Origin of the sequence: Kribbella sp. VKM Ac-2571, assembly GCF_004362255.1 — a bacterium.
Taxonomy (GTDB): Bacteria; Actinomycetota; Actinomycetes; order Propionibacteriales; family Kribbellaceae; genus Kribbella; species Kribbella pratensis.
Genome location: NZ_SNWS01000001.1, coordinates 519,494 through 539,868, shown reverse-complemented (window position 1 = coordinate 539,868; position 20,375 = coordinate 519,494). Strand labels below are relative to the sequence as shown.

Here is a 20,375-nt window from a genome sequence, read left to right as displayed (position 1 = left end):
CTGAGAGTAGTCGATCGTGTCCGCACCGCAACAAGCCGGCGAGGAGAAGACCTTTTTCGGTCATCCTCGTGGGTTGATGACGCTGTTCACCACGGAGCTGTGGGAGCGGTTCAGCTACTACGGGATGCGCGCGATCCTGCTCCTGTACCTGACCGACCAGGCGCACGGGCTCGGCCTCGGTGAGTCGCTCGGGCAGGCGGTGGTGTCGATCTACGGCGCCTCGGTCTACCTGCTGTCGGTGCTCGGCGGCTGGTTCGCGGACCGCGTGTTCGGCGCCCGTCGCACCGTCCTGTACGGCGGTACCGTGATCGTCGCGGGCCACCTGTGTCTCGCCTTGCCGTCGACCGGACCGGCGTACGCCGGGATCGCGTTGGTTGCCCTCGGCACCGGACTGCTGAAGCCGAACGTGTCCACGATGGTCGGCGCGCTCTACGAGCAAGGCGACACACGGCGGGACTCGGCGTTCTCGATCTTCTACATGGGGATCAACATCGGGTCGTTCTCGGCGCCGTTCGTGGTCGGGTTCCTGCGCCGCGAGTTCGGGTTCCACGTCGCGTTCGCGGCGGCCGCGGTCGGCATGACGCTGGCGCTGGTCGCCTACCTGCTCGGCCGGCGCACCCTGCACGGTCGCGGCGACACCCCGCCGAACCCGCTGACCGCAGCCGACCGGCCGACGATGATCAAGGTCTCGGCCGCGGTCCTCGCGCTGCTCGCGGTGGTGTTCGCCTGGTCGGCCTGGCGGTCCGGCGGCGTCGGCCCGCGGCCGGTGGTGGACGCGATCTCGTACGTGTGTTTCCTGGCGCCGATCGCGTACTTCGTGATGCTGCTGCGGAGCCCGCTCGTCACACCGGTCGAACGGCAGCGGGTCCGCGCGTACATCCCGTTGTTCGTCGCGGCGATGCTGTTCTTCATGCTGTTCGAGCAGGCCGCGACGACGCTGACGACGTTCGCGGCGAGCCGGACGCAGCTCGACCTCTTCGGGATCGAGATCTCGCCGGAGTTCTTCCAGTCCGTCAACCCGTTCTCGATCGTTGTGCTGGCGCCGGTGTTCGCGGTGATCTGGATCCGGCTCGGCGACCGCGGGCCGTCGATCGGGCAGAAGTTCGCGACCGGGCTGCTGCTGGCCGGTATGTCGTTCGCGGTGATGGCGCTCGCCTCGTCGGTTGCCGGCGACCACCTCGCGTCGCCCCTGTGGCTGGTGGCCGTGTACGTGATCCAGACACTCGGCGAACTGTTCCTCTCCCCCGTAGGCCTGGCCGCGACGACGGTCCTCGCGCCGCGGGCCTTCCTCAGCCAGATGATGGCGCTGTGGTTCCTCGCCCCGGCAGCCGGTCAGGCGATCACCGCCCAGCTCGTGCAGGCGACCGAGGACGCGTCGGACACGGCGTACTTCGGTGGCCTCGCGGTCGTCACGATCCTGGTCGCGATCGTCGTCTTCGCGCTGGCACCCTGGATCCGGCGACACACCAACGTACGAGACAGCGCCGACATACGAGAAACGTCGTAGTCGCGTCGTACGCGAGTTGCGCATTCCGTCCGACGCGGGCGGCCGCCCGGGACACCTAGCGTCAGTGACATGACTGGCGCAAGCGTTGCTCTTCTCGCGGGGACGATATCCACCATCCTCTTCGCGTCGAGCGCCCTGCCGATGGTGGTCCGGGCGATCCGGACCCGCGACCTCGCGTCGTACAGCCCGGCCAACCTGGTGCTGGCCAACGTCGGCAACGCCGTCCACTGCATCTACGTGGTGCACCTGCCGCCAGGACCGATCTGGTTCCTGCACGGCTTCTACGTCGTGACGTCCGCGCTGATGTTGCTGTGGTGGCTGCGCTTCCACAATCAGTTCCACAGCCACCGGCGCGAGGTCAGGGAGGTTCTGACATGAACACCGTCATCATCGGCGCCGGACAGGCCGGACTCGCCACCGGCTATCACCTGCAACGGCTCGGGGAGCCGTTCACGATCCTGGACGGCAACGCCCGGGTCGGCGACCAGTGGCGGGCGCAGTGGGACAGCCTGCGGCTCTACTCCCCTGCCAAGTACGACGGCCTGCCCGGGCTGCCGTTCCCGGGCGATCCGTGGAACTACCCCGCCAAGGACGAGGTCGCCGACTACCTCGCCTCGTACGCGACCCGTTTCGACCTGCCGATCCGGCACAACACGCGGGTCGACCGACTCGAGCGCCTCGACGGCCGATGGATCGTGGTCACCGGCACGGAGCGGATCGCGACCGACAACGTCGTCGTCGCGACCGGTACCTTCGGGCGTACGCCGTACCTCCCGGACTTCGCCGTCGACCTGGATCCCGCGATCCGGCAACTGCACTCGTCGGAGTACCGGCGGCCGGCGCAGCTCAAGGACGGGCCGGTGCTCGTGGTCGGCGCGTCGCACTCCGGCACCGATGTCGCGTACGAGGTCGCGCAGACCCACGACACCGTCCTGTGCGGTCGCGATCCCGGACAGATGCCGTTCCGTCCCGGCGCACGCGGTCAGGCGATCTTCTGGCCGGTGTTCCTGTTCGTCGGACGGCATCTGGTGACGCGCCGGTCGCCGATCGGCAAGTCGGCGATGGAGGAGATCCGGTTCCACGGCGGCCCGATGATCCGGGTGAAGCGCGCGGACCTGCTCGAGCGCGGCGTCGAGCGCGTGCACGACCGGGTGACCGGCGTCCGGAACGGGCGGCCCCTCCTCGCGGACGGCCGCGTAGTCGACGTGGCCAACGTCGTCTGGGCGACCGGCTTCCAGCAGGTCTTCGACTGGATCAAGGCACCGGTGATCGGGCCCGACGGCTGGCCATGCGAGTACCGCGGCGTGGTCGCGGACGCGCCGGGCCTGTTCTTCTGCGGTCTGTCCTTCCAGTACTCCTTCAGCTCGATGGTGCTGCCCGGCGTCGGGCGGGACGCGGGGTACGTCGCCAAACACATCGCTGCCCGGTCCCGGGCGGACCGGAGTCTTGCCGCCGCGTGATCGACAGGCGCATGCTCGCGAGTGGGGGCATGTGATGGGGATTGTCGACGATCTGCAGCGGGCCAGGACGGCGTTCGAGCGCCGCGACTGGGCGGCCGCGTACGGCCGGCTCATGACGGCGGACGGTGAGCCGGGGTCCGCCCTCGGCCCGGAAGACCTGATGACGCTGGCCACGGCGGCGTTCCTGCTCGGTGATACGGACGGCTGCATCCGCGCACTGCAGCGCGGCTACCGGCTGCGCATCGACGCCGGCGACGTGCTGGGCGCCGTGCGGTTCGCCTTCTGGCTGGCCCTCGTCCTCAACGTCCGGGGCGAGGTGGCGGTCGGCAGCGGCTGGGCCGCACGCGCCCACCGCCTGCTCGCGGACCAGCCGGACGACGTACTGGAACGCGGCTACCTCCGCGTCCACGACTTCTTCCAGTGCCTGGACAGCGGCGACTTCCCGGGTGCGCTGGCGGTGAGTGAGGACATGATCGGCATCGCCCGCCGGCACTCCGATCCCGACCTGCTCGCCCAGAGCCTGGTGTGCAAAGGCCGGCTGCTGATGTACTCCGGCCGGGTGCCGGAGGGCCTGACCCTGCTGGACGAGGCGATGGTCGCCGTCGCGGCCGGCGAGCTCTCGCCGATCTTCGCGGGCAACGTGTACTGCGCGATGATCGAGGCCTGCCAGGAGGTACTGGACTTCGCTCGTGCGTCCGCGTGGACGACGGCGCTGACACGCTGGTGCGACAGTCAGCCGGACCTGGTGCCGTTCACCGGGCAGTGCGCGGTCCATCGCGGTCAGATCCTGCGCCTGCACGCGGCGTACCCGGAGGCGCTGGCGGAGTTCGACGCCGCCTGCCGCCGGTATGCGGCCGCGGGATCCCAGATCGCTGCCGGTCTCGCATTGACCGAGCGGGGCGACGTACTGCGGATCTGCGGCGACCTGTCGGCGGCGCAGGCGGCGTACGACGAAGCGGCCGGGTACGGGCACGAACCGCAGCCGGGCCGGGCCCTGCTCCTGCTGGCCCGTGGCCGGACCGCGGCCGCGGTTGCCGCTGTACGGCGTCTGCTCGCGGAGACCGGTGATCCGGTGCATCGTTCGCGGCTGCTCGCGGGCGCGGTCGAGGTCCTGCTCGCCGGCGAGGCCGTGGACGAGGCCTCGTCCGCGGCCGAGGAGTTGTCGGCAATCGCCGACAGCTTCGGCTGCGCGGGGCTACGGGCGTCGGCGGCGTACTGTCTGGCGCTGGTCGCGCTGCAAGGCCGTGACCCGGATCGTTCGTTGCGTCAGGCAAGGGTTGCCGGCCAGCTGTGGAACGAGTTGCAGGCCCCGTACGAGGTGGCGCGGGCGAAGGTACTGGTCGGACGGTCGTTCCGGTTGCTCGGGGACGAGGACTCGGCGACCACCGAGCTGAAGGCCGCCTGCCACAGCTTCGCCGAACTCGGCGTCGTGCCCGCGCGGCAGGAAGTCGAGCGGCTGCTGCACACCGAGAGCGCCGGCGGCCTCACCGGGCGCGAACTTGAGGTCCTGCGCTTGGTTGCTGCTGGCAACAGCAACGCCGAGATCGCGGAGCGGCTGGTGCTGAGCGACAAGACCGTCGCCCGGCACCTCACCAACATCTTCGCGAAGCTCGACGTACCGTCCCGGACCGCGGCCGCGGCGTACGCCCGGGATCACGAGCTGCTCTGAGGCACCCAGGTCGACAACGCTTCGTCGAGTCCCGTCGCGGTGCCGTCCGCGGCGGCCCAGGCGACGTACCCGTCCGGCCGGATCAGCACGCCGGTGAGATCGCCGTCGTACTTCGTCGTGAGCACGCGGACCCGCCCGGATGCGAGATCGCGCAGTTGCGCCGAATCGGACAGGTCCAGCAGCAGCGCCTTGCCGTCGAAGAGGTGCTCCCCCAGCCGCGTACCGTCCGCGAACTTGAAGTCAGGCGCACCCGCGCCGACCAACTCGTGCGTGCCCTCGATCGGGTAGCGATGCAGAACACCGGACAACTTCTTCGCGAGGTACGTCGTACCGCCCGACGTCTCGAGCAAGTCCTTGACCACACTGCGCAACGCCGAGGTCCGGAAATCCGTGCGCATCAAGGCGATCTGGGCGCGCGTCCAGTCAAGGACCCACTCGCCGATCGGGTGCCGCTCTGTCGTGTAGGTGTCGAGGAGACCGGTGGGCGCGGTGCCTTGGATCGTCGCAGCCAGCTTCCAGCCGAGGTTGACCGCATCACCGATCCCGAGGTTCAGGCCCTGACCGCCGAACGGTGAGTGCACGTGTGCCGCGTCCCCGGCGAGCAGCACGCGTCCGAGGCGGTACGTCGTGGCCTGCCGCGCGTTGTCTGTGAACCTCGTCGCCGACAGCAGCCGGGTGACCGTGACGTCGACGCCGGTGACCCGCCGCAGGCTGCCCTGGATCTCGTCGGCGGTGATCGGTGCGTCGCGGTCCTCCGGCGGGCCGTCGAACTCGACGGTCAGCACGCGGCCTGGGACCGGCCCATGGGCGTAGAGACCGGTCTCGGTGTAGTTCCAGCTGCGGCGCAGGCTCTCGGCGCCTTCGAGTTCCACGATCGCCTGCCGGCCAGTGATCGCCGGCTCGGTACCGGGGAAGTCGAACCCAGCCAGCTTGCGTACCAGACTGCGGCCGCCATCGGCGCCGACCAACCAGCCCGCCCGCACCGAGCCGGCGCTCAAGTGGACCGTCACACCCTCGTCGTCGGCGTCGAAGCCGGTGACCTCCACCCCGCGCCGGATCTCGACGCCGAGCTCGGCGGCCCGTGCGCCCAGGACGGACTCGATCGCCTGCTGCCCGACTGCGACCACCGACACCGCGGGACCGGCATCGCGGAAGTCCGGATCCGCGAAGTCCACCCCGGCGGAGCTGACCATGATCCCGGCGAAGTGCCCGGCCGGCGGCGGGCCGCTCGGCGCCTTCCCGCCCCGGAACGCCTTCATCTGCTCGTACGCCAGGCGCTGGTGCTCCTGCAGCGCCGGCAGCATTCCGCGCCGGTACAGCGCCTCGGCGGTCGGCACGTTGATCGAGCCGGCCTTGATCGTCGGGTCGATCTCTTGCAGCCGCTCGACGACCAGTACGTCGACTCCGGCCAGCGCGAGCTCGCAGGCCAGCATCAGTCCGACCGGCCCGCCGCCGGCGATCACCACGTCCTTGTTGTCCATGCCGGGAATCTTAGACCGAGTATAAAATTTGGTCCAGTACAATTCTGATCATGGCGGAGCAAGGACTGCGGGAACGCAAGAAGCAGGCGACCCGGCGGATGATCGCGGACGTGGCCACCGGCCTGTTCGTGACCCGCGGGTTCGACGCGGTGACGGTCGCCGAGATCGCCGAGGCGGCCGGTGTGTCCAAGATGACGGTCTTCAACTACTTCCCACGCAAAGAGGACCTGTACCTGGACCGGCACCTCGACCGGCTCCGTGAACTAGAGGCCGTCGTCCGCGACCGGCCCGCCGGCGAACCGGTGACCACCGCGATGCGCCGCTATCACCACGAGTTGCTCGCCGCGGGGCATCCGCTGTCCGGCGCGATCGCGGGTGTGCACGGGTTCTGGAGCGTGCTGCAGTCCAGCCCCGCCCTGATGGCCCGCATGGTCGAGCAGGAACACGAGATCGGCGACATGCTGGCCGGCGTACTGGCCGAAGAGACCGGCGACGAGTTCTCCGCACGCCTGGTCGCGAACCTGCTGACTGCGACCATCATCACGATCTTCCGGACCCCCGTCGGCCGGATCATGGCCGGCGACGATGTCGAGCAGGTCCGCCGCGATCAGGTGGCCGTCATCGACCGGGCGTTCGACGTACTCGAGCAAGGGATCGGTCCTCGGAGGGAGCAGGTTCACTCCGACGGGTGAGGCGGCACCGGGGTGGTAGGCCGGATGCTCGGAACGTGAGCACAACAGAGCGCCCCGTCCCCCGCTGGGCCTACGTCCTCGCCCACGCGATCCCGTTCCTGACCCTGCCGTCCGGGCTCTGGCGGCTGGGCCTGGTGTTCGGTTCATCGATGGGCATGCTGGACGACAACGGCAACCCCGCCCACCTCGGCGGCGTCGGCGCCAAGGCGTACGTCGTCTCGCTGTCGATCTTCTCCGAACTGGTCGCGCTGACCGCCCTGGGCCTGGTCAGCCGCTGGGGCGAGGTCGCGCCGCGCTGGATCCCGTTCGTCGGCGGCCGGCGTGTCCATCCGTACGCCGCGATCGTGCCCGCCGTCCTGGGATCGCTGTCCCTGATCGCGATCTGGACCTTCGGGTTCCGCGACGCGTTCACCGACCACTTCATCCCGTTCTCGGGCACGGGCTGGAAAGTACTGATGATGGCCTGCTACGCGCCGCTCAACCTCTGGGGTCCCGCACTGCTGGTCGTCACCTGGGCGTACTACCGGCGCCGGGTCAGCGCGACCGCGGTCGCGGTTTGAGCGTTGTCCCGGGCAGCGGCGGAGCAGGCAACGGATCGCCGTCGTACCCCGGAACCATGCTGAACCTGTCGTTGCCCCCAGCATCGATAGCGGCCTGCCAGGCGTCCCGGGCGGCGACGATGTCCTCGTGCGAGCGGCCGATGAAGTTCCACCACATCACCAGCTCCTCCTCGAACGGTTCACCGCCGAGCAGGAGGAACCGCACACCATTGCTCGAGGCAACGAGCTCGATCGCGTCGCGGCCGGCGCCGAGGTAGGTCATCTCGCCGAAGCCCGGGTTCAATTCCCCGACGGTCAGCGATCCGTCGACCACGAGGACGGCGTACTCGTTGGACGATGCCAGCGGGAGCGAGATGGTGCGGCCCGGCTCGATCGTGACGTCGGCGCCGACCAGCGGCGTGTACGCCGGGGCGGGCGAGGTGACACCGGCGACGGTCCCGATCATCACGGTCACCTGCGCGCCGTCGAGTTCGAGTCGCGGCAGGTCGGCGTACGCGTTGAAGGCGGGTGCGGTCGTCGTACGGACGTCGTCCGGGAGGGCGACCCACAGCTGGGCGCCGTGCAGCCTCGGCGGGGCGTCCGGGGTCGAGACCTCGGAGTGGGCGATGCCGTTGCCGGCGGTCATGATGTTCAGCTCACCCGGGCGGACGAGCGCGTGCGATCCGACGCTGTCGCGGTGCTCGATCTCGCCCTCGAACAGCCAGCTCACCGTCTGCAGGCTCGTGTGCGGATGCGGCGGGACCTGCATGCCACGCTCCCCCGGTACGTCGTACGAGTCGACGCGCTGCGCCAGGTCCTCCGGTCCGTAGTGGTCCACGAAGCACCAGGCGCCGACCATCCGGCGGTTCTTGTTCGGCAGCAGCCGGCGTACCTTCGTGGTCCGCCCCAGCACGACGTCGCGCGCCTCGAGCATCTCCAGCGCAGGCCCCTCACAGTCCCCCGTGCCGACAACCTCAGCCGGGTCCTTCTCCAGATCACTCATGACGCCGTCCATTCCAGGAGTTTCTGCTGGTCCCAGGTGTTGATGACGCTGTCCGGCATCACACCGCAGTCCTCGGCGCGTTCGCAGCCGTAGACCTGCCAGTCGAGCTGGCCGGGCGCGTGCGCGTCGGTGTCGATCGAGAACACGCAGTCCATCTCGACCGCCATCGAGAGCAGCCGCTTCGGCGGGTCGAGCCGTTCGGGACGGGAGTTGATCTCGACCGCCGTACCGAACTGACGGCACGCCTCGAACACCACCTCGGCGTCGAACTCCGACTCCGGACGCGTCCCGCGACCGCCCGTGATCAGCCGGCCGGTGCAGTGACCGAGGACGTCCACGTGCGGGTTGGCGATCGCGCGGACCATCCGCTCGGTCATCGGCTCGGAGGCCATCCGCAGCTTGGAGTGCACGCTCGCGACGACGACGTCGAGCCGCGCCAGGATCTCCGAGTCGCAGTCCAGCGAGCCGTCGTCGAGGATGTCGACCTCGATACCGTTCAGAATCGTGAAGCCGTCGAGCTCGTCCTGCAGCTTCTTGTTGAGCTCGGCAACGACCTCGAGCTGCTGCAGCCGCCGTTCCCGCGACAGGCCGTTGGCGACGGTCAGCCGCGGCGAGTGGTCGGTGAGCGCGATGTACGAGTGGCCCAGGCGGTGCGCCGTACGCGCCATCTCCTCGATCGGGCTGCCGCCGTCGGACCACTCCGAGTGCAGATGCAGGTCGGCCTTCAGGTCGGCGCGGAGGTCCTTGCCCGCGCCGGTCAGCTCGCCCGCGTCACCCTCCAGCTTGACCAGGTACGCCGGGGTCTTGCCGTCCATCGCCTCGATGATCACGGCCTCGGTCTTCGGCCCGATCCCCGGCAGCTCGGTCAAGGTCCCCGCGCGGCGGCGCGCCCGCACCTCGGCGGCCGGCAACGCGGCGATCGTGTCGGCCGCCCGCCGGTACGCCTTCACCCGATGCGTCGGCTGGCGGTCACGCTCGAGGTAGTACCCGATCGCCCGCAGGGCCGCTACGGCCTCCGCCACGCCCGCGTTGTCCGTCATGCATCCCATCATGGCAGCGGTCTATGGTCGGTTCGTGGCGAAGGGTGCGCATCTGGTGCGGGCGGAGCGGTTGCAGGCAGCGACCGGCGCGCTCGCCACCGCCGCGATGGCAGCGATGGAGGACAAGCTTCCGTGGTTCGGGAAGTTGTCCGCGCAGGACCGGTCGTGGATCGGGCTGGTCGCGCAGTCCGGGATCTCGGCGTTCGTCGAGTGGTTCCGCGACCCCGAGGCACACTCCTCGATGCCGACCCGGATCTTCGGCTCCGCGCCGCGCGAGTTCACCCGGGTGATCTCGCTGCACCAGACCGTCGACCTGGTGCGGACCACGATCGAGACCATCGAGAACACCATCGGCACCCTGCTCCCACCCGCCGACGTGCCGATCGTCCACGAGGCCATCCAGCGGTACGCCCGCGAGGTCGCGTTCGCCGCCGCCACCGTCTACGCGCAGGCCGCCGAGATGCGCGGCGCCTGGGACGCCCGCCTGGAAGCCCTTCTCGTCGACTCCGTCATCCGCGGCGAGGCCGACGAGTCGGTCCGCTCCCGCGCCTCCGCCCTCGGCTGGACCGGAGCCGCCGGTACGACGGGAGCCGCCGAGGTGGCCGTGGTGGTCGGCCGGGCTCCCGCCGCCGAACCGGCCGAAACCCCCAACGCCGGCTCGAACGTCGCGGACCTGGTCCGGCACGCGGCCCGCGAGGCGGGTGCTGACGCTCTGTGCGCGATCCAGGGCGACCGCCTGGTGGTGGTACTCGGCGGTACGAGCAAACCTGTGGAGATCGTACAAAAACTCGCGCCCTGGTTCGGACCCGGTCCGATCGTGGTGGGACCGGTCGTGAAGGACCTGATGTCGGCCGTGACCTCGGCACGAGCCGCCGTCGCCGGGCTCCGCGCCGCCGCGGCCTGGCCGGGCGCCCCGCGGCCGGTGCCGGCCGACGAACTGCTCCCGGAACGGTCACTCTCCGGAGACGGTCACGCCCGCCGGCAGCTCGCGAACGAGGTCTACGCCCCGCTCACCGTGGGGGACGGCGTGCTCCTCGACACGGTCTCGGCGTACCTGGACTCCGGCGGATCGATCGAGGCGACGGCCCGGGCGATGTTCATCCACGCCAATACCGTCCGGTACCGGCTGAAGCGTGTGGCGGACATCACGGGGTACAACCCGCTGAATCCCCGCGACAGTTTCACGTTGCGTGTCGCACTGACCTTGGGTCGCCTGCTCAATCCGGAGCCCGGCGGCACGGTTTTGTAGGATCTCCACAAACCCGCCCGGGAGAATTCGTGCTCGCCTTTGCGCTCACGACCGGCAGGTGTAAGGGAGAGTGGGGCACGTGCTCGTCATCGTCGCACCCGGTCAGGGTGCCCAGACCCCAGGATTCCTCGAGCCGTGGCTGACGGATCCCGTGTTCGAGAGCCGGCTGAACTGGCTCTCCGCGGTCGCCGGCCTCGACCTCGCCCACTACGGAACCGAAGCCGACGCGGACACGATCCGGGACACCGCGATCGCGCAGCCGCTGCTGGTCGCCTCCAGCATGCTGGCCGCGCTGGCGGTCTTCCCGCACCCGGCCGACGCCTTCGCGAAGGTCGGCGCGGTCGCCGGTCACAGCGTCGGTGAGCTCGCCGCCGCGGCCGGCACCGGTGTGCTGACCGCCGAGCAGGCGATGGTCCTGGTCCGCGAGCGCGGCAAGGCGATGGCCGCGGCGGCCGCGCTGACGCCGACCTCGATGACCGCGGTGCTGGGCGGCGACCGCGAGGAGATCCTCGCCAAGCTCGCCGAGCACGGCCTGACGCCGGCCAACGACAACGGGCCCGGCCAGATCGTTGCCGCAGGCACCGTCGAGGAGCTGGCCGCGCTGGCCGCCGATCCGCCCGCGAAGGCCCGGCTGATCCCGCTGTCCGTGGCCGGTGCGTTCCACACCCGGCACATGGAGCCGGCCGTCCAGACGCTGGCGAAGTACGCGACCGCGATCAGCACCCACGACCCGCGGACCCGCCTGATCTCGAACCGCGACGGCCACGTCGTCCACGACGGCCGCGACGTCCTGCAGCGCCTCGTCACCCAGGTGAACGCCCCGGTCCGCTGGGACCTGTGCATGCAGACGATGTCCGACCTCGAGGTGACCGGCATCCTGGAGCTGCCACCGGCGGGCACCCTGACCGGCATCGCTCGGCGCGCTCTGAAGGGCGTCGAGACGTTCGCGCTGAAGACCCCGGACCAGCTCGACGACGCCCGCGCGTTCGTCGAGAAGCACGGCAGCCCGTCCGAGATCGACGCCTCCCCGACCTGGCGCCTGCTGGTCGCCCCGATCAAGGGCACCTTCACCCGCAAGGTCGACGTACTCCGGGAGACCGGTGCGACCGTCGAGGCCGGTGAGGTCGTCGCGAAGGTGGCGAGCCTGCGGGACGAGGTCGACGTGACCGCACCGCACGGCGGCATCGTCGTCGAGTGGCTCGTCGAGGAAGGTGACCCGGTCTCCCCCGGCCAGCCCTTGGTCCGTCTGCACCCCGCCGGAGGCGCCGCATGATCACCGCATCGACAGGCGCGCAGTACGCCGGGATTCTCGGGATCGGGTCGTACCGGCCGCGGCGGGCGGTGCCGAACTCCGAGATCCTCGAGCAGATCGACTCCAGCGACGAGTGGATCCAGACCCGCTCCGGGATCAAGGAGCGGCGCTGGGCGAGCGAGGACGAGACCGTCCTGATGATGTCGGTGAACGCGGCCAAGGAAGCGATCGCCGACTCCGGTGTCGACCCGGCCGAGATCGGCTGCGTGATCGTCGCGACCGTCACGCACCTGTACCAGACCCCGGCGATCGCAACCCGGATCGCGGTCGAGGTCGGCGCCCCGACCGCGGCGGCGTTCGACATCTCCGCGGCCTGTGCGGGCTTCTGCTACGGCGTCGCGATGGGCAACGACCTGGTCCGCGGCGGCAGCGCGAAGTACGTGCTGGCGATCGGGGTCGAGCGACTCAGCGACATCACCGACCGGACCGACCGCGGTACGGCGTTCATCTTCGCCGACGGCGCCGGCGCCGCGATCGTGGGGCCCACCGACGAACCGGGGATCGGCCCGGTCGTGTGGGGCTCGGACGGCACGCAGCACCAGGTGATCAGCCAGAAGGAGTCCTGGCAGGAGGTGCACGGCAACCACAACTGGCCGCACCTGACAATGGACGGCAACCCGGTGTTCCGCTGGGCGTCGTTCGAGATGGCCAAGGCCGCGCAGCAGGCGCTGGACGTGGCCGGTGTGAAGGCGGAGCAGCTCGACCTGTTCGTGCCGCACCAGGCGAACATGCGGATCACCGACGCGATGCGCCGCACGCTGAAGCTGCCCGAGCACGTGAAGATCGCCCGCGACATCGAGCGCCAGGGCAACACCTCGGCCGCGTCGATCCCGCTCGCGATCACGGCGATGCGCGAGGCCGGCGAGGCCAAGAGCGGCGACCTCGCCCTGATCATCGGCTTCGGAGCCGGGCTGGTGTACGCCGCCCAGGTGATCAGGCTCCCGTAGTCCATAGTTGTCCGGGGTAGCTCAGGTGGCTGCTCCGGCAGTAAGTCAGCAGAAATCCGAAAGGGAAACCAAGAGATGGCCAGCACCGAAGAGATCCGTTCCAGCCTCGCCGAGATCGTGAACGAGATCGCCGGCATCCCGGTCGAGGACGTCCAGCTGGACAAGTCCTTCACCGACGACCTCGACGTCGACTCGCTCTCCATGGTGGAGGTCGTGGTGGCCGCCGAGGAGAAGTTCGACGTGAAGATCCCCGACGACGAGGTCAAGAACCTGAAGACCGTCGGCGACGCGGTCGCGTTCATCGAGCGCGCCCAGAACGGCTGACGTCACCGTCACCCGCGCTGGCCCGGGTGCTCATCGGGCCCCTTCTTCGCAAGGCAGTCTGATGAGCACCACGCAGTACCACCCCTCGCTCCCAACCGCAGAACGCTCATGTGAAGGATGAGGTAACCATGTCGAAGACCCGAGTCGTCATCACCGGACTCGGAGCCACGACTCCGCTCGGCGGCGATGTGACCAGCACCTGGGAAGGATTGCTGGCGGGTCGCTCCGGCGCACGGCGGCTGACCGACGAGTGGGTGCAGAACCTGGCGGTGCAGATCGCCGCACCGGTCGCGGTCGAGCCGACCGAGGTCATCGAGCGCGTCAAGGCCCGCCGTCTCGACCGTACGGCGCAACTCGCGCTCGTCGCCGCCCGTGAGGCCTGGGCCGACTCCGGCCTGGAGGACTCCGGGCTCGACAAGGAGCGGCTCGGCGTCGCGGTCGCCTCCGGGATCGGCGGCCTGCACACCACCCTGTCGAACTACGACGCCCTGCAGCAGAACCCGCGCCGGGTCTCGCCCCTGGCGATCCCGATGCTGATGCCGAACTCGTCGGCGGCCTACGTCAGCCTCGAGCTCGGCGCGAAGGCCGGCGTCCACACCCCGGTGTCGGCCTGTGCGTCCGGCAACGAGGCAATCTGGCTCGGACTCGACCAGATCCGGCTCGGCCGTGCGGACGTGGTGGTCGCCGGTGGCGCCGAGGGCGCGATCATGGCGCTGCCGCTGGCCGCGTTCGGGATGATGCAGGCGCTCAGCAAGCGCAACGACGACCCGGAGAAGGCGTCGCGTCCGTGGGACGTCGACCGCGACGGGTTCCTGCTCGGAGAGGGCGCCGGGATCCTGATCCTGGAGTCGTACGAGCACGCGAAGGCGCGCGGCGCGAAGATCTACGCCGAGCTCGCCGGTGCGGGGATCTCCGCCGACGGCCACGACATCGCGCAGCCCGACCCGACCGGTTCCGGTGCGCGGCGGGCGATGCTGCGGGCGCTGTCCGAGGGCGACCTGACCCCGGCCGACATCTTCCACATCAACGCGCACGCCACCTCGACGCCGCAGGGCGACATCGCCGAGTCGCTCGCGATCCGGCAGGCGCTCGGCAAGGAGGCCGACCACGCGGTCGCTACCGCGCCGAAGTCGATGATCGGTCACCTGCTCGGCGGCGCCGGTGCGGTCGAGTCGGTCGCGACCGTGCTCGCCCTGAAGAACCGGGTCTCGCCGCCGACCATCAACGTGGACAAGCTCGACGACGAGATCGACCTGGACGTCGCGACCGAGCAGCGCAAGCTGCCCGACGGGGACATCGCGGCCCTGAACAACTCCTTCGGCTTCGGCGGCCACAACGCCGCCATCGCCTTCAAAACGCTGTAGTCCCTGGAGGCAACATGACCGTATTGATGCCGCGACTCCGTCGCGGCGGGTCATGGGGCTGTGACTCCCGGCCTTCCCTCGTCGCTCCGGTCGCTTCGCTCCCTCCGCTCCTCAGTCCAGGCCGGGAGGCCCCATGACCAGCGCCCCGGCAAAACCCGCCAAACTGCCCCGTGAGCTGGACCCACGCAACCCTGTGAACCGGCTGACGAACCTGCTCGATCCGGGCAGTCTGGAGCTGATCACCCCCGATGACCTGTCGGGGATGATCGCGGCCCGCGGGCGGATTGCCGGGGCGAAGGTCGTGGCGTTCTGTTCCGACGCCACCGTGATGGGTGGCGCGATGGGCGACATCGGCTGCGACGTGGTGGTCAAGGCCTACGAGGTCGCCCGCGCGGAGCAGGTGCCGATCATCGGCCTGTGGCACTCCGGCGGCGCGCGGCTGGCAGAGGGCGTGCTCAGCCTGCACGCCGTCGGCAAGATCTTCTACGCGATGACGCAGGCCTCCGGGAAGATCCCGCAGATCTCCGTCGTCCTGGGCCCGGCGGCGGGCGGAGCGGCGTACGGCCCGGCGCTGACCGATGTCGTCATCCTCGGTCCGGAGGGCCGGATCTTCGTGACCGGCCCGGACGTGGTCCGCTCGGTCACCGGTGAGGACGTCGACATGCTCCGCCTCGGCGGCCCCGAGCCGCACGGACGGCGGTCCGGCGTCGTCCACATCACCACCGACAGCGAGGCGGCGGCGCTGGAGCAGGCGCGCCGGCTGACCGACCTGCTCGCCAACCAGGGCACGATGTCGACCGCGATCCCGGACACCGATCTGTCCGGGTTCCTGCCCGAGTCGGCGAAACGCGCGTACGACGTCCACCCGCTGGTCGGAGGGGTGCTCGACGAGGACTCCTCGGTGGAACTGCACCAGCGATGGGCTCCGAACATCGTCACCACACTCGGACGCCTCGGCGGCCGCACGATCGGCGTGATCGCGAACAACCCGCTGCGGCTCGGTGGGTGCCTGGACGCACTGTCCGCGGAGAAGGCGTCCCGGTTCGTCCGGATGTGCGACGCGTTCGGCGTACCGCTCGTCGTGCTGGTCGACGTACCCGGGTATCTGCCCGGTGTCGGTCAGGAGTGGGACGGCGTCGTACGACGGGGCGCGAAGCTGCTGCACGCGTTCGCGGAGGCCGTCGTACCGCGGGTGACGCTGGTGACACGGAAGACGTACGGCGGGGCGTACATCGCGATGAACGCGCGCTCGCTGGGCGCCACCCGGGTCTTCGCGTGGCCGCGCGCCGAGGTCGCCGTGATGGGCGCGGTGGCGGCCATCCGGGTCCTGCACCGCCGCAAGCTCGCCGACGTGGACCCGGAGCTTCGGCCCCAGGTCGAGGCCGAGCTGGCCGCGGAGCACGAGAAGATTGCCGGCGGCATCGACCGGGCCATCGAGATCGGCGTCGTCGACGAGGTCGTCGAACCGACCCGCACCCGCTCGGCCCTCGCGACCGCCCTGGCCAAGGCCGAGGCTGACGGCCCGATCCGCGGCCACCACGGAAACATCCCGCTGTAGATGCCCCGGAAACGGCTTGAAGGGCACGGATCCGGAGATCCGTGCCCTTCACGTGGTGCGGCCGCTGTTGTTCACAACCACCGGGGGTGTCCCGACACCCGGTGGCCCAGCGGCCACGGCCCCTCCCACCCTTGTAGAACGTCTGATGCCCAGTCTCACCCAAAAGTTCGGCGAAGTCCTCTGGTTCACCGGTTTCTTCTGAAGTTCTCAGCAAGTCCTCAGACGACCTGGTGGAGCCAGCGCACCGGGGCACCGTCGCCGGCGTAGCGGAAGGGCTCGAGCTCGTCGTCCCACGGGCGGCCGAGCAGCCGCTCGACCTCCTCGGTCAGGTCGGCCTCACCGCTCGCCGCCTTCAGCATGGCCGCCTTCAACCGCTCCTCAGGCACCATGATGTCGCCGTGGACGCCGGTGGTCGCGTGGAAGACCCCGAGCGCCGGGGTGAAGGAGTACCGCTCGCCTTCGACGCCGTTGCTCGGCTCCTCGGTCACCTCGAACCGGAGCTTCTGCCATCCGCGCAGCGCGGACGCCAGCTTCGCCGCGGTCCCGGCCTCAGCCTGCCACGACAGTTCGGCCCGGTACTGGCCCTGGGCCGCCGGCTGCGGGGTCCAATCCAGTTTCACGGGCACGCCGAGGATGCCGCCCGCTGCCCACTCGACATGCGGGCACAACGCTGACGGCACCGTGTGGACGTACAAAACGCCACGAGTTGTCGCCACCGGGACCTCCTGTGCTCGAGGGGCGCCTTCCCCAGCGTTCTCGATCACTTGCCTGTCGGTCCTGGTGTTACTGATCCCTCAAGGCATCACGAGATGCCCCGCGGAACTCTGGTCCATCTTGCACCACAGCCCCCTCCAACACCAGCCACCTCGCCGTGTCAACTACATCACCGTCGTGTCGCGATCTCAGCCGGCCCGCGGCGGACCTTGCTAGGGAAAGCGGGTGGCGAGGGCGATGCAGGCGCCGGCGGCGGCGAGGGTGAAGAGCATCGCGATCCCGGCGTACCGGGCGGTGATCTCCTTGTCGACCTCGTCGTACCCGACCGACGAGCCGATGTCCTTGTAGACGTCCTCGAGCTCACCGGCCGACTCCGCGGTGTACGCCTTGCCGCCGCTGATCTCGGCGACCGAGCGCAGCTCGGCGCGGTCCGGTGGGACCCGCTGCCGGATGCCGTCCATCTCGATGAACCCCGAGTCGGTGCCGAAGCAGATCGTGTACACCGGAGTGCTCTTCGCCTTGGCCGCCTGCGCGCCCTCCTGGGCGGTCCGTCCGACGGTCCGCTTCCCGTCGGACAGCAGCACGATCCGCGCCGGAGCCGGCTCGGTGGGGTGCTCGGGGTCCGGCGGGACCTGGGTGAGCGCCTGCAGCGAGGTGTAGATGCCCTCACCGGTCGCGGTCGACTCGGCCAGCTCGAGCCCGTCGATCGAGCGCAGCACGGTCGCCCGATCGGTGGTCGGCGGCACGATGATCGACGCCGTACCGGCGAAGTTCACCAGGGCCACGTTGAACTTGCCCGGCAGCTGGTTGACGAAGTTCTTGGCCGACTTCTTCGCGGCCTCGAGCCGGTTCGGGTCGATGTCGGTGGCCATCATCGACAGCGAGACGTCGATCGCCACCACGATCGTGGCCCGCTCGCGCGGCACCTTGACCTTGGCCTTCGGCTGCGCGAACGCCAGGACACAGGTCAGCGCGGCCAGCAACGCCAGCCCGACGGCCAGGTGCCGCCGCCACTGCGGACGGCGCGGCGCGACCCGGTCGAGCAGTGCGATGTTGGTGAAGCGCAGCGCGTACTGCGAGCGGCGGTGCTGGAGAAAGATGTATCCCGCGAGGATCAGCGGGATGAGCAGCAGGAACCACAGTCTGGCCGGAGACAGGAACTCCATCAGCGAGCCACTCCCTTCGGCGGTTGGTGCAGACGGGCCGCGACATGCCGGTACGCGAGCACGAACCGCACGGTGTCCGCGACCCAGTCACGGTCGGTCCGTAGCACCAAGTGCCCCGCACCTACCCTACGCAGGGCGGCCCGCGTTCGTTCCCGCTGCGCGAGCGCGGCGGTCCCGAAAGCCTCCCGGACCTTGCGCCGCCGGGTGTCGATCTCGCGGACCTCACCGGTCTCCGGGTCACCGATCGTGACGACGCCGATGTTCGGCAGCTCCAGCTCGCGCGGGTCGACGATCTCGACCGCCAGCACCTGGTGCTGCGCGGTCAGCTTGCGCATCGCGCGCTCCCAGGACGGCTCGATCTGGCTGGCCACTTCGCCGTCGTGCGGGGTGAGGAAGTCGGAGACGATCACCCGCAGCCCACGCTTACGCTGCGTCCGCGCCATCGACTCGAGCGCCGCGGCCAAATCGCTGCGGTGCGCCTCCTCGTCGCCGTTGAACTGCTCGGCCAGCAGCGCGCGCAGCAGGCCGTAGAGCGCGAGCCGCCCGGACCGCGCGGGCCAGCGACGCAGCGCCGAGTCCCGCAGCATCAGCCCACCGAACCGGTCGCCCAGCCGGTGGGTCAGGAATCCGACCGTCGCGACGGCCGCGACGGCGAGCTCTCGCTTCTCTAGTGTCGACGTACCGAAGTCCATCGAGCCGGACAGGTCCACCAGCGCCCAGGTCTCCAGCTCACGATCCGCGATCAGGTCGCGGACGTGCGGAACCGTAGTGCGCGCGGTGACTGCCCAGTCCATCCGCCGTACGTCGTCGCCGACCTGGTACTCCCGCGCCTCGGCGAGCTCGGTGCCGGGCCCCGGGAGCAGGCCGAGGTGTTCCCCGTGCAGGTAGCCCTCGAGCCGCCGTACGACGGTCAGCTCCAGCCGCCGCAACGCACGCTCGGGGGCGAGCTGCGAGATCGTCATCGCAACCCGCGGATCTGGACGGTTGGGCATTAGTGCTCCGGGCCTGGGTGGGCTTGAGTGATTGCGGCGTTCAGGTGCGTGGATCGCGGTGCTAGACGAGCGTCCTCGATGCGGAGCATCGTGGATGCTCGGCTAGTGCCGTGAGGTGCGTGCCTGGGCGTCGCAAGCGCCAAGCACTCCCGGGCCCGGAGCACTAGACAAACTCCGGGCGGCCGGAGCCGTCGGTGCCGTCGCGCCAGACCGGCTGCGGCGGCGGGACGGTGGCCAGGATCCGCTCGATCACCGCGCGCGGGTCGATGTTGTCCGCGACCGCGTCGAAGGTCAGGCCGAGCCGGTGCCCCATCACGTCGAGTGCGACGGTCTGGACATCGCTCGGCAGCAGGTAGTCCCGGCCGTGGATCAGCGCCAGCGCCCGGCCGGCCGCGATCAGACCGAGGGTTGCGCGCGGGCTCACGCCGAGCTCGATGATCGGCTCCAGGTCGGGCAAGTGGAAGTCGGTCGGCGTCCGGGTCGCCATCACCAGGCGGACGGCGTACTCCGCGACGAGGTTGTGCACGAAGACCTGCTCCGCGGTCCGCTGCAGCTCGAGGATCGTCTCCGGCTTGAGCACCTGCCGCGGCTCCGGCGGGTCGACGCTCATCCGGCGGAGGATCTCGAACTCCTCGTGCCCGCGCGGATGCGGTACGTCGATCTTCACCAGGAACCGGTCGCGCTGCGCCTCGGGCAGCGGGTACACGCCCTCGGACTCGATCGGGTTCTGGGTCGCGATCACGATGAACGGCTTCGGCATCGGGAACGTCTGGCCGCCGATCGACACCTGCCGCTCGGCCATCAGCTCCAGCATCGCGGACTGCACCTTGGCCGGCGCGCGGTTGACCTCGTCGGCCAGCACGAAGTTCACGAACGTCGGGCCGAGCTCGATGTCGAAGGTCTCGCGGGTCTGCCGGTAGATCCGGGTGCCGACGATGTCGGACGGGACCAGGTCCGGGGTGAACTGGATCCGGGCGAACGTGCCGCCGACCACGCTGGCGAAGGTCCGGACGGCCAGCGTCTTGGCGACGCCCGGAACACCCTCGAGCAGGCAGTGACCCTTGGCCAGCAGCGACACCATCAAGGTCTCGACCATGTGCTCCTGGCCGACGATCACCCGCTTGACCTCGCCAAGGGCCTCGCCGATCAGCCGGGACTGCTGGGCCACCGTTCCTGCCGGCACCGTGGTTTCGGTCATGCCTGTCCTTCCGGGGCCCGCGCGCGAGCCATGTCAAACACCGTCATTCCCCACTGGCAACACCAGCCATTCCATCAGATCACCGGGGCCAGCGCTCCCGGAGCCCCGTCCCATCCTCCCCCGCCACCCCAAATCCCGGGCACCCTGACGGCTGTCGCGA

Annotated in this window: 19 protein-coding genes; 12 read left to right on the top strand and 7 right to left on the bottom strand. The window is 69.9% G+C overall.

The genetic code is table 11. From position 1 onward, the window contains the following. Window positions 1-16: 16 nt before the first annotated feature. The 4 genes from EV651_RS02650 (at window position 17) to EV651_RS02635 (ending at window position 4,636) form a co-directional block, all read left to right on the top strand. Window positions 17-1,507 (top strand): peptide MFS transporter, encoded by a 1,491-nt coding sequence (locus EV651_RS02650; RefSeq protein WP_133781544.1) that lies wholly within the window; start codon window positions 17-19, stop codon window positions 1,505-1,507. A 69-nt stretch (window positions 1,508-1,576) separates the two neighbouring features. Then, window positions 1,577-1,885: a hypothetical protein gene (locus EV651_RS02645; protein ID WP_133781542.1), complete on the top strand. Its 309-nt coding sequence runs from the start codon at window positions 1,577-1,579 to the stop codon at window positions 1,883-1,885. After that, window positions 1,882-2,967 carry an NAD(P)/FAD-dependent oxidoreductase gene (locus tag EV651_RS02640; protein WP_133781540.1) on the top strand — a complete coding sequence of 362 codons (1,086 nt, stop codon included), beginning with the start codon at window positions 1,882-1,884 and terminating at the stop codon, window positions 2,965-2,967. The genes EV651_RS02645 and EV651_RS02640 overlap by 4 nt, the downstream gene beginning before the upstream one ends. Before the next feature lie 34 nt (window positions 2,968-3,001). Next, entirely contained in the window at window positions 3,002-4,636 is a 1,635-nt protein-coding gene (locus EV651_RS02635; RefSeq protein WP_133781539.1) for a helix-turn-helix transcriptional regulator, read from the top strand. Here the strand turns inward: EV651_RS02635 and EV651_RS02630 are convergent. Continuing rightward, window positions 4,621-6,117 carry an FAD-dependent monooxygenase gene (locus EV651_RS02630; RefSeq protein WP_133781537.1) on the bottom strand — a complete coding sequence of 499 codons (1,497 nt, stop codon included), beginning with the start codon at window positions 6,115-6,117 and terminating at the stop codon, window positions 4,621-4,623. The two genes, EV651_RS02635 and EV651_RS02630, sit on opposite strands and share 16 nt — an antisense overlap. Window positions 6,118-6,167: 50 nt before the next feature. Here EV651_RS02630 and EV651_RS42895 point away from each other — a divergent pair, with 50 nt between their 5' ends. Both EV651_RS42895 and EV651_RS02620 read left to right on the top strand, forming a co-directional pair. Beyond that, a complete protein-coding gene (locus EV651_RS42895; protein WP_133781535.1) occupies window positions 6,168-6,809 on the top strand; it encodes a TetR/AcrR family transcriptional regulator in 642 nt (213 codons plus the stop codon). A 35-nt stretch (window positions 6,810-6,844) separates the two neighbouring features. Beyond that, window positions 6,845-7,369: a hypothetical protein gene (locus EV651_RS02620; RefSeq protein ID WP_133781533.1), complete on the top strand. Its 525-nt coding sequence runs from the start codon at window positions 6,845-6,847 to the stop codon at window positions 7,367-7,369. On the opposite strand, the gene EV651_RS02615 is transcribed toward EV651_RS02620, so the two are convergent. Both EV651_RS02615 and EV651_RS02610 read right to left on the bottom strand, forming a co-directional pair. Beyond that, the gene (locus EV651_RS02615) at window positions 7,344-8,351 is read right to left on the bottom strand and encodes a pirin family protein (RefSeq protein ID WP_133781530.1); all 1,008 of its coding nucleotides are present in this window, start codon (window positions 8,349-8,351) and stop codon (window positions 7,344-7,346) included. The genes EV651_RS02620 and EV651_RS02615 overlap by 26 nt on opposite strands. Beyond that, window positions 8,348-9,391, bottom strand: a complete 1,044-nt coding sequence (locus tag EV651_RS02610) for a PHP domain-containing protein (protein ID WP_166658470.1) — start codon at window positions 9,389-9,391, stop codon at window positions 8,348-8,350. The genes EV651_RS02615 and EV651_RS02610 overlap by 4 nt, the downstream gene beginning before the upstream one ends. 10 nt (window positions 9,392-9,401) lie before the next feature. On the opposite strand from EV651_RS02610, the gene EV651_RS02605 reads away from it, so the two are divergent. The 6 genes from EV651_RS02605 (at window position 9,402) to EV651_RS02580 (ending at window position 16,145) form a co-directional block, all read left to right on the top strand. Further along, window positions 9,402-10,640, top strand: a complete 1,239-nt coding sequence (locus EV651_RS02605) for a CdaR family transcriptional regulator (protein ID WP_133781527.1) — start codon at window positions 9,402-9,404, stop codon at window positions 10,638-10,640. 79 nt (window positions 10,641-10,719) lie between these two features. Next, window positions 10,720-11,913, top strand: a complete 1,194-nt coding sequence (locus EV651_RS02600) for an ACP S-malonyltransferase (protein ID WP_133781525.1) — start codon at window positions 10,720-10,722, stop codon at window positions 11,911-11,913. Then, window positions 11,910-12,899, top strand: coding sequence for a beta-ketoacyl-ACP synthase III (locus EV651_RS02595; protein ID WP_133781523.1), 990 nt, complete (start codon window positions 11,910-11,912; stop codon window positions 12,897-12,899). Before EV651_RS02600 ends, EV651_RS02595 begins: the two co-directional genes overlap by 4 nt. Before the next feature lie 75 nt (window positions 12,900-12,974). Continuing rightward, window positions 12,975-13,223, top strand: a complete 249-nt coding sequence (locus tag EV651_RS02590; RefSeq protein ID WP_130380551.1) for an acyl carrier protein — start codon at window positions 12,975-12,977, stop codon at window positions 13,221-13,223. 128 nt (window positions 13,224-13,351) lie between these two features. Then, on the top strand, window positions 13,352-14,587 hold the full coding sequence (gene fabF / locus EV651_RS02585; RefSeq protein ID WP_133781521.1) for a beta-ketoacyl-ACP synthase II: 1,236 nt from the start codon (window positions 13,352-13,354) through the stop codon (window positions 14,585-14,587). Window positions 14,588-14,720: 133 nt separating this feature from the next. Next, window positions 14,721-16,145: an acyl-CoA carboxylase subunit beta gene (locus tag EV651_RS02580; protein WP_133781519.1), complete on the top strand. Its 1,425-nt coding sequence runs from the start codon at window positions 14,721-14,723 to the stop codon at window positions 16,143-16,145. 218 nt (window positions 16,146-16,363) lie between these two features. Here EV651_RS02580 and EV651_RS02575 read toward each other — a convergent pair whose 3' ends face one another. From EV651_RS02575 to EV651_RS02560, 4 genes are all read right to left on the bottom strand, one after another. After that, window positions 16,364-16,861 carry a DUF3145 domain-containing protein gene (locus EV651_RS02575; RefSeq protein WP_130380557.1) on the bottom strand — a complete coding sequence of 166 codons (498 nt, stop codon included), beginning with the start codon at window positions 16,859-16,861 and terminating at the stop codon, window positions 16,364-16,366. A 210-nt stretch (window positions 16,862-17,071) separates the two neighbouring features. Beyond that, on the bottom strand, window positions 17,072-18,025 hold the full coding sequence (locus tag EV651_RS02570; protein ID WP_133781517.1) for a VWA domain-containing protein: 954 nt from the start codon (window positions 18,023-18,025) through the stop codon (window positions 17,072-17,074). After that, complete coding sequence (locus tag EV651_RS02565; protein ID WP_238156606.1) at window positions 18,025-19,017, bottom strand: DUF58 domain-containing protein; 993 nt, start codon at window positions 19,015-19,017, stop codon at window positions 18,025-18,027. Before EV651_RS02565 ends, EV651_RS02570 begins: the two co-directional genes overlap by 1 nt. A gap of 163 nt (window positions 19,018-19,180) precedes the next feature. Further along, the gene (locus EV651_RS02560; RefSeq protein ID WP_133781515.1) at window positions 19,181-20,215 is read right to left on the bottom strand and encodes a MoxR family ATPase; all 1,035 of its coding nucleotides are present in this window, start codon (window positions 20,213-20,215) and stop codon (window positions 19,181-19,183) included. Window positions 20,216-20,375: the final 160 nt, after the last annotated feature.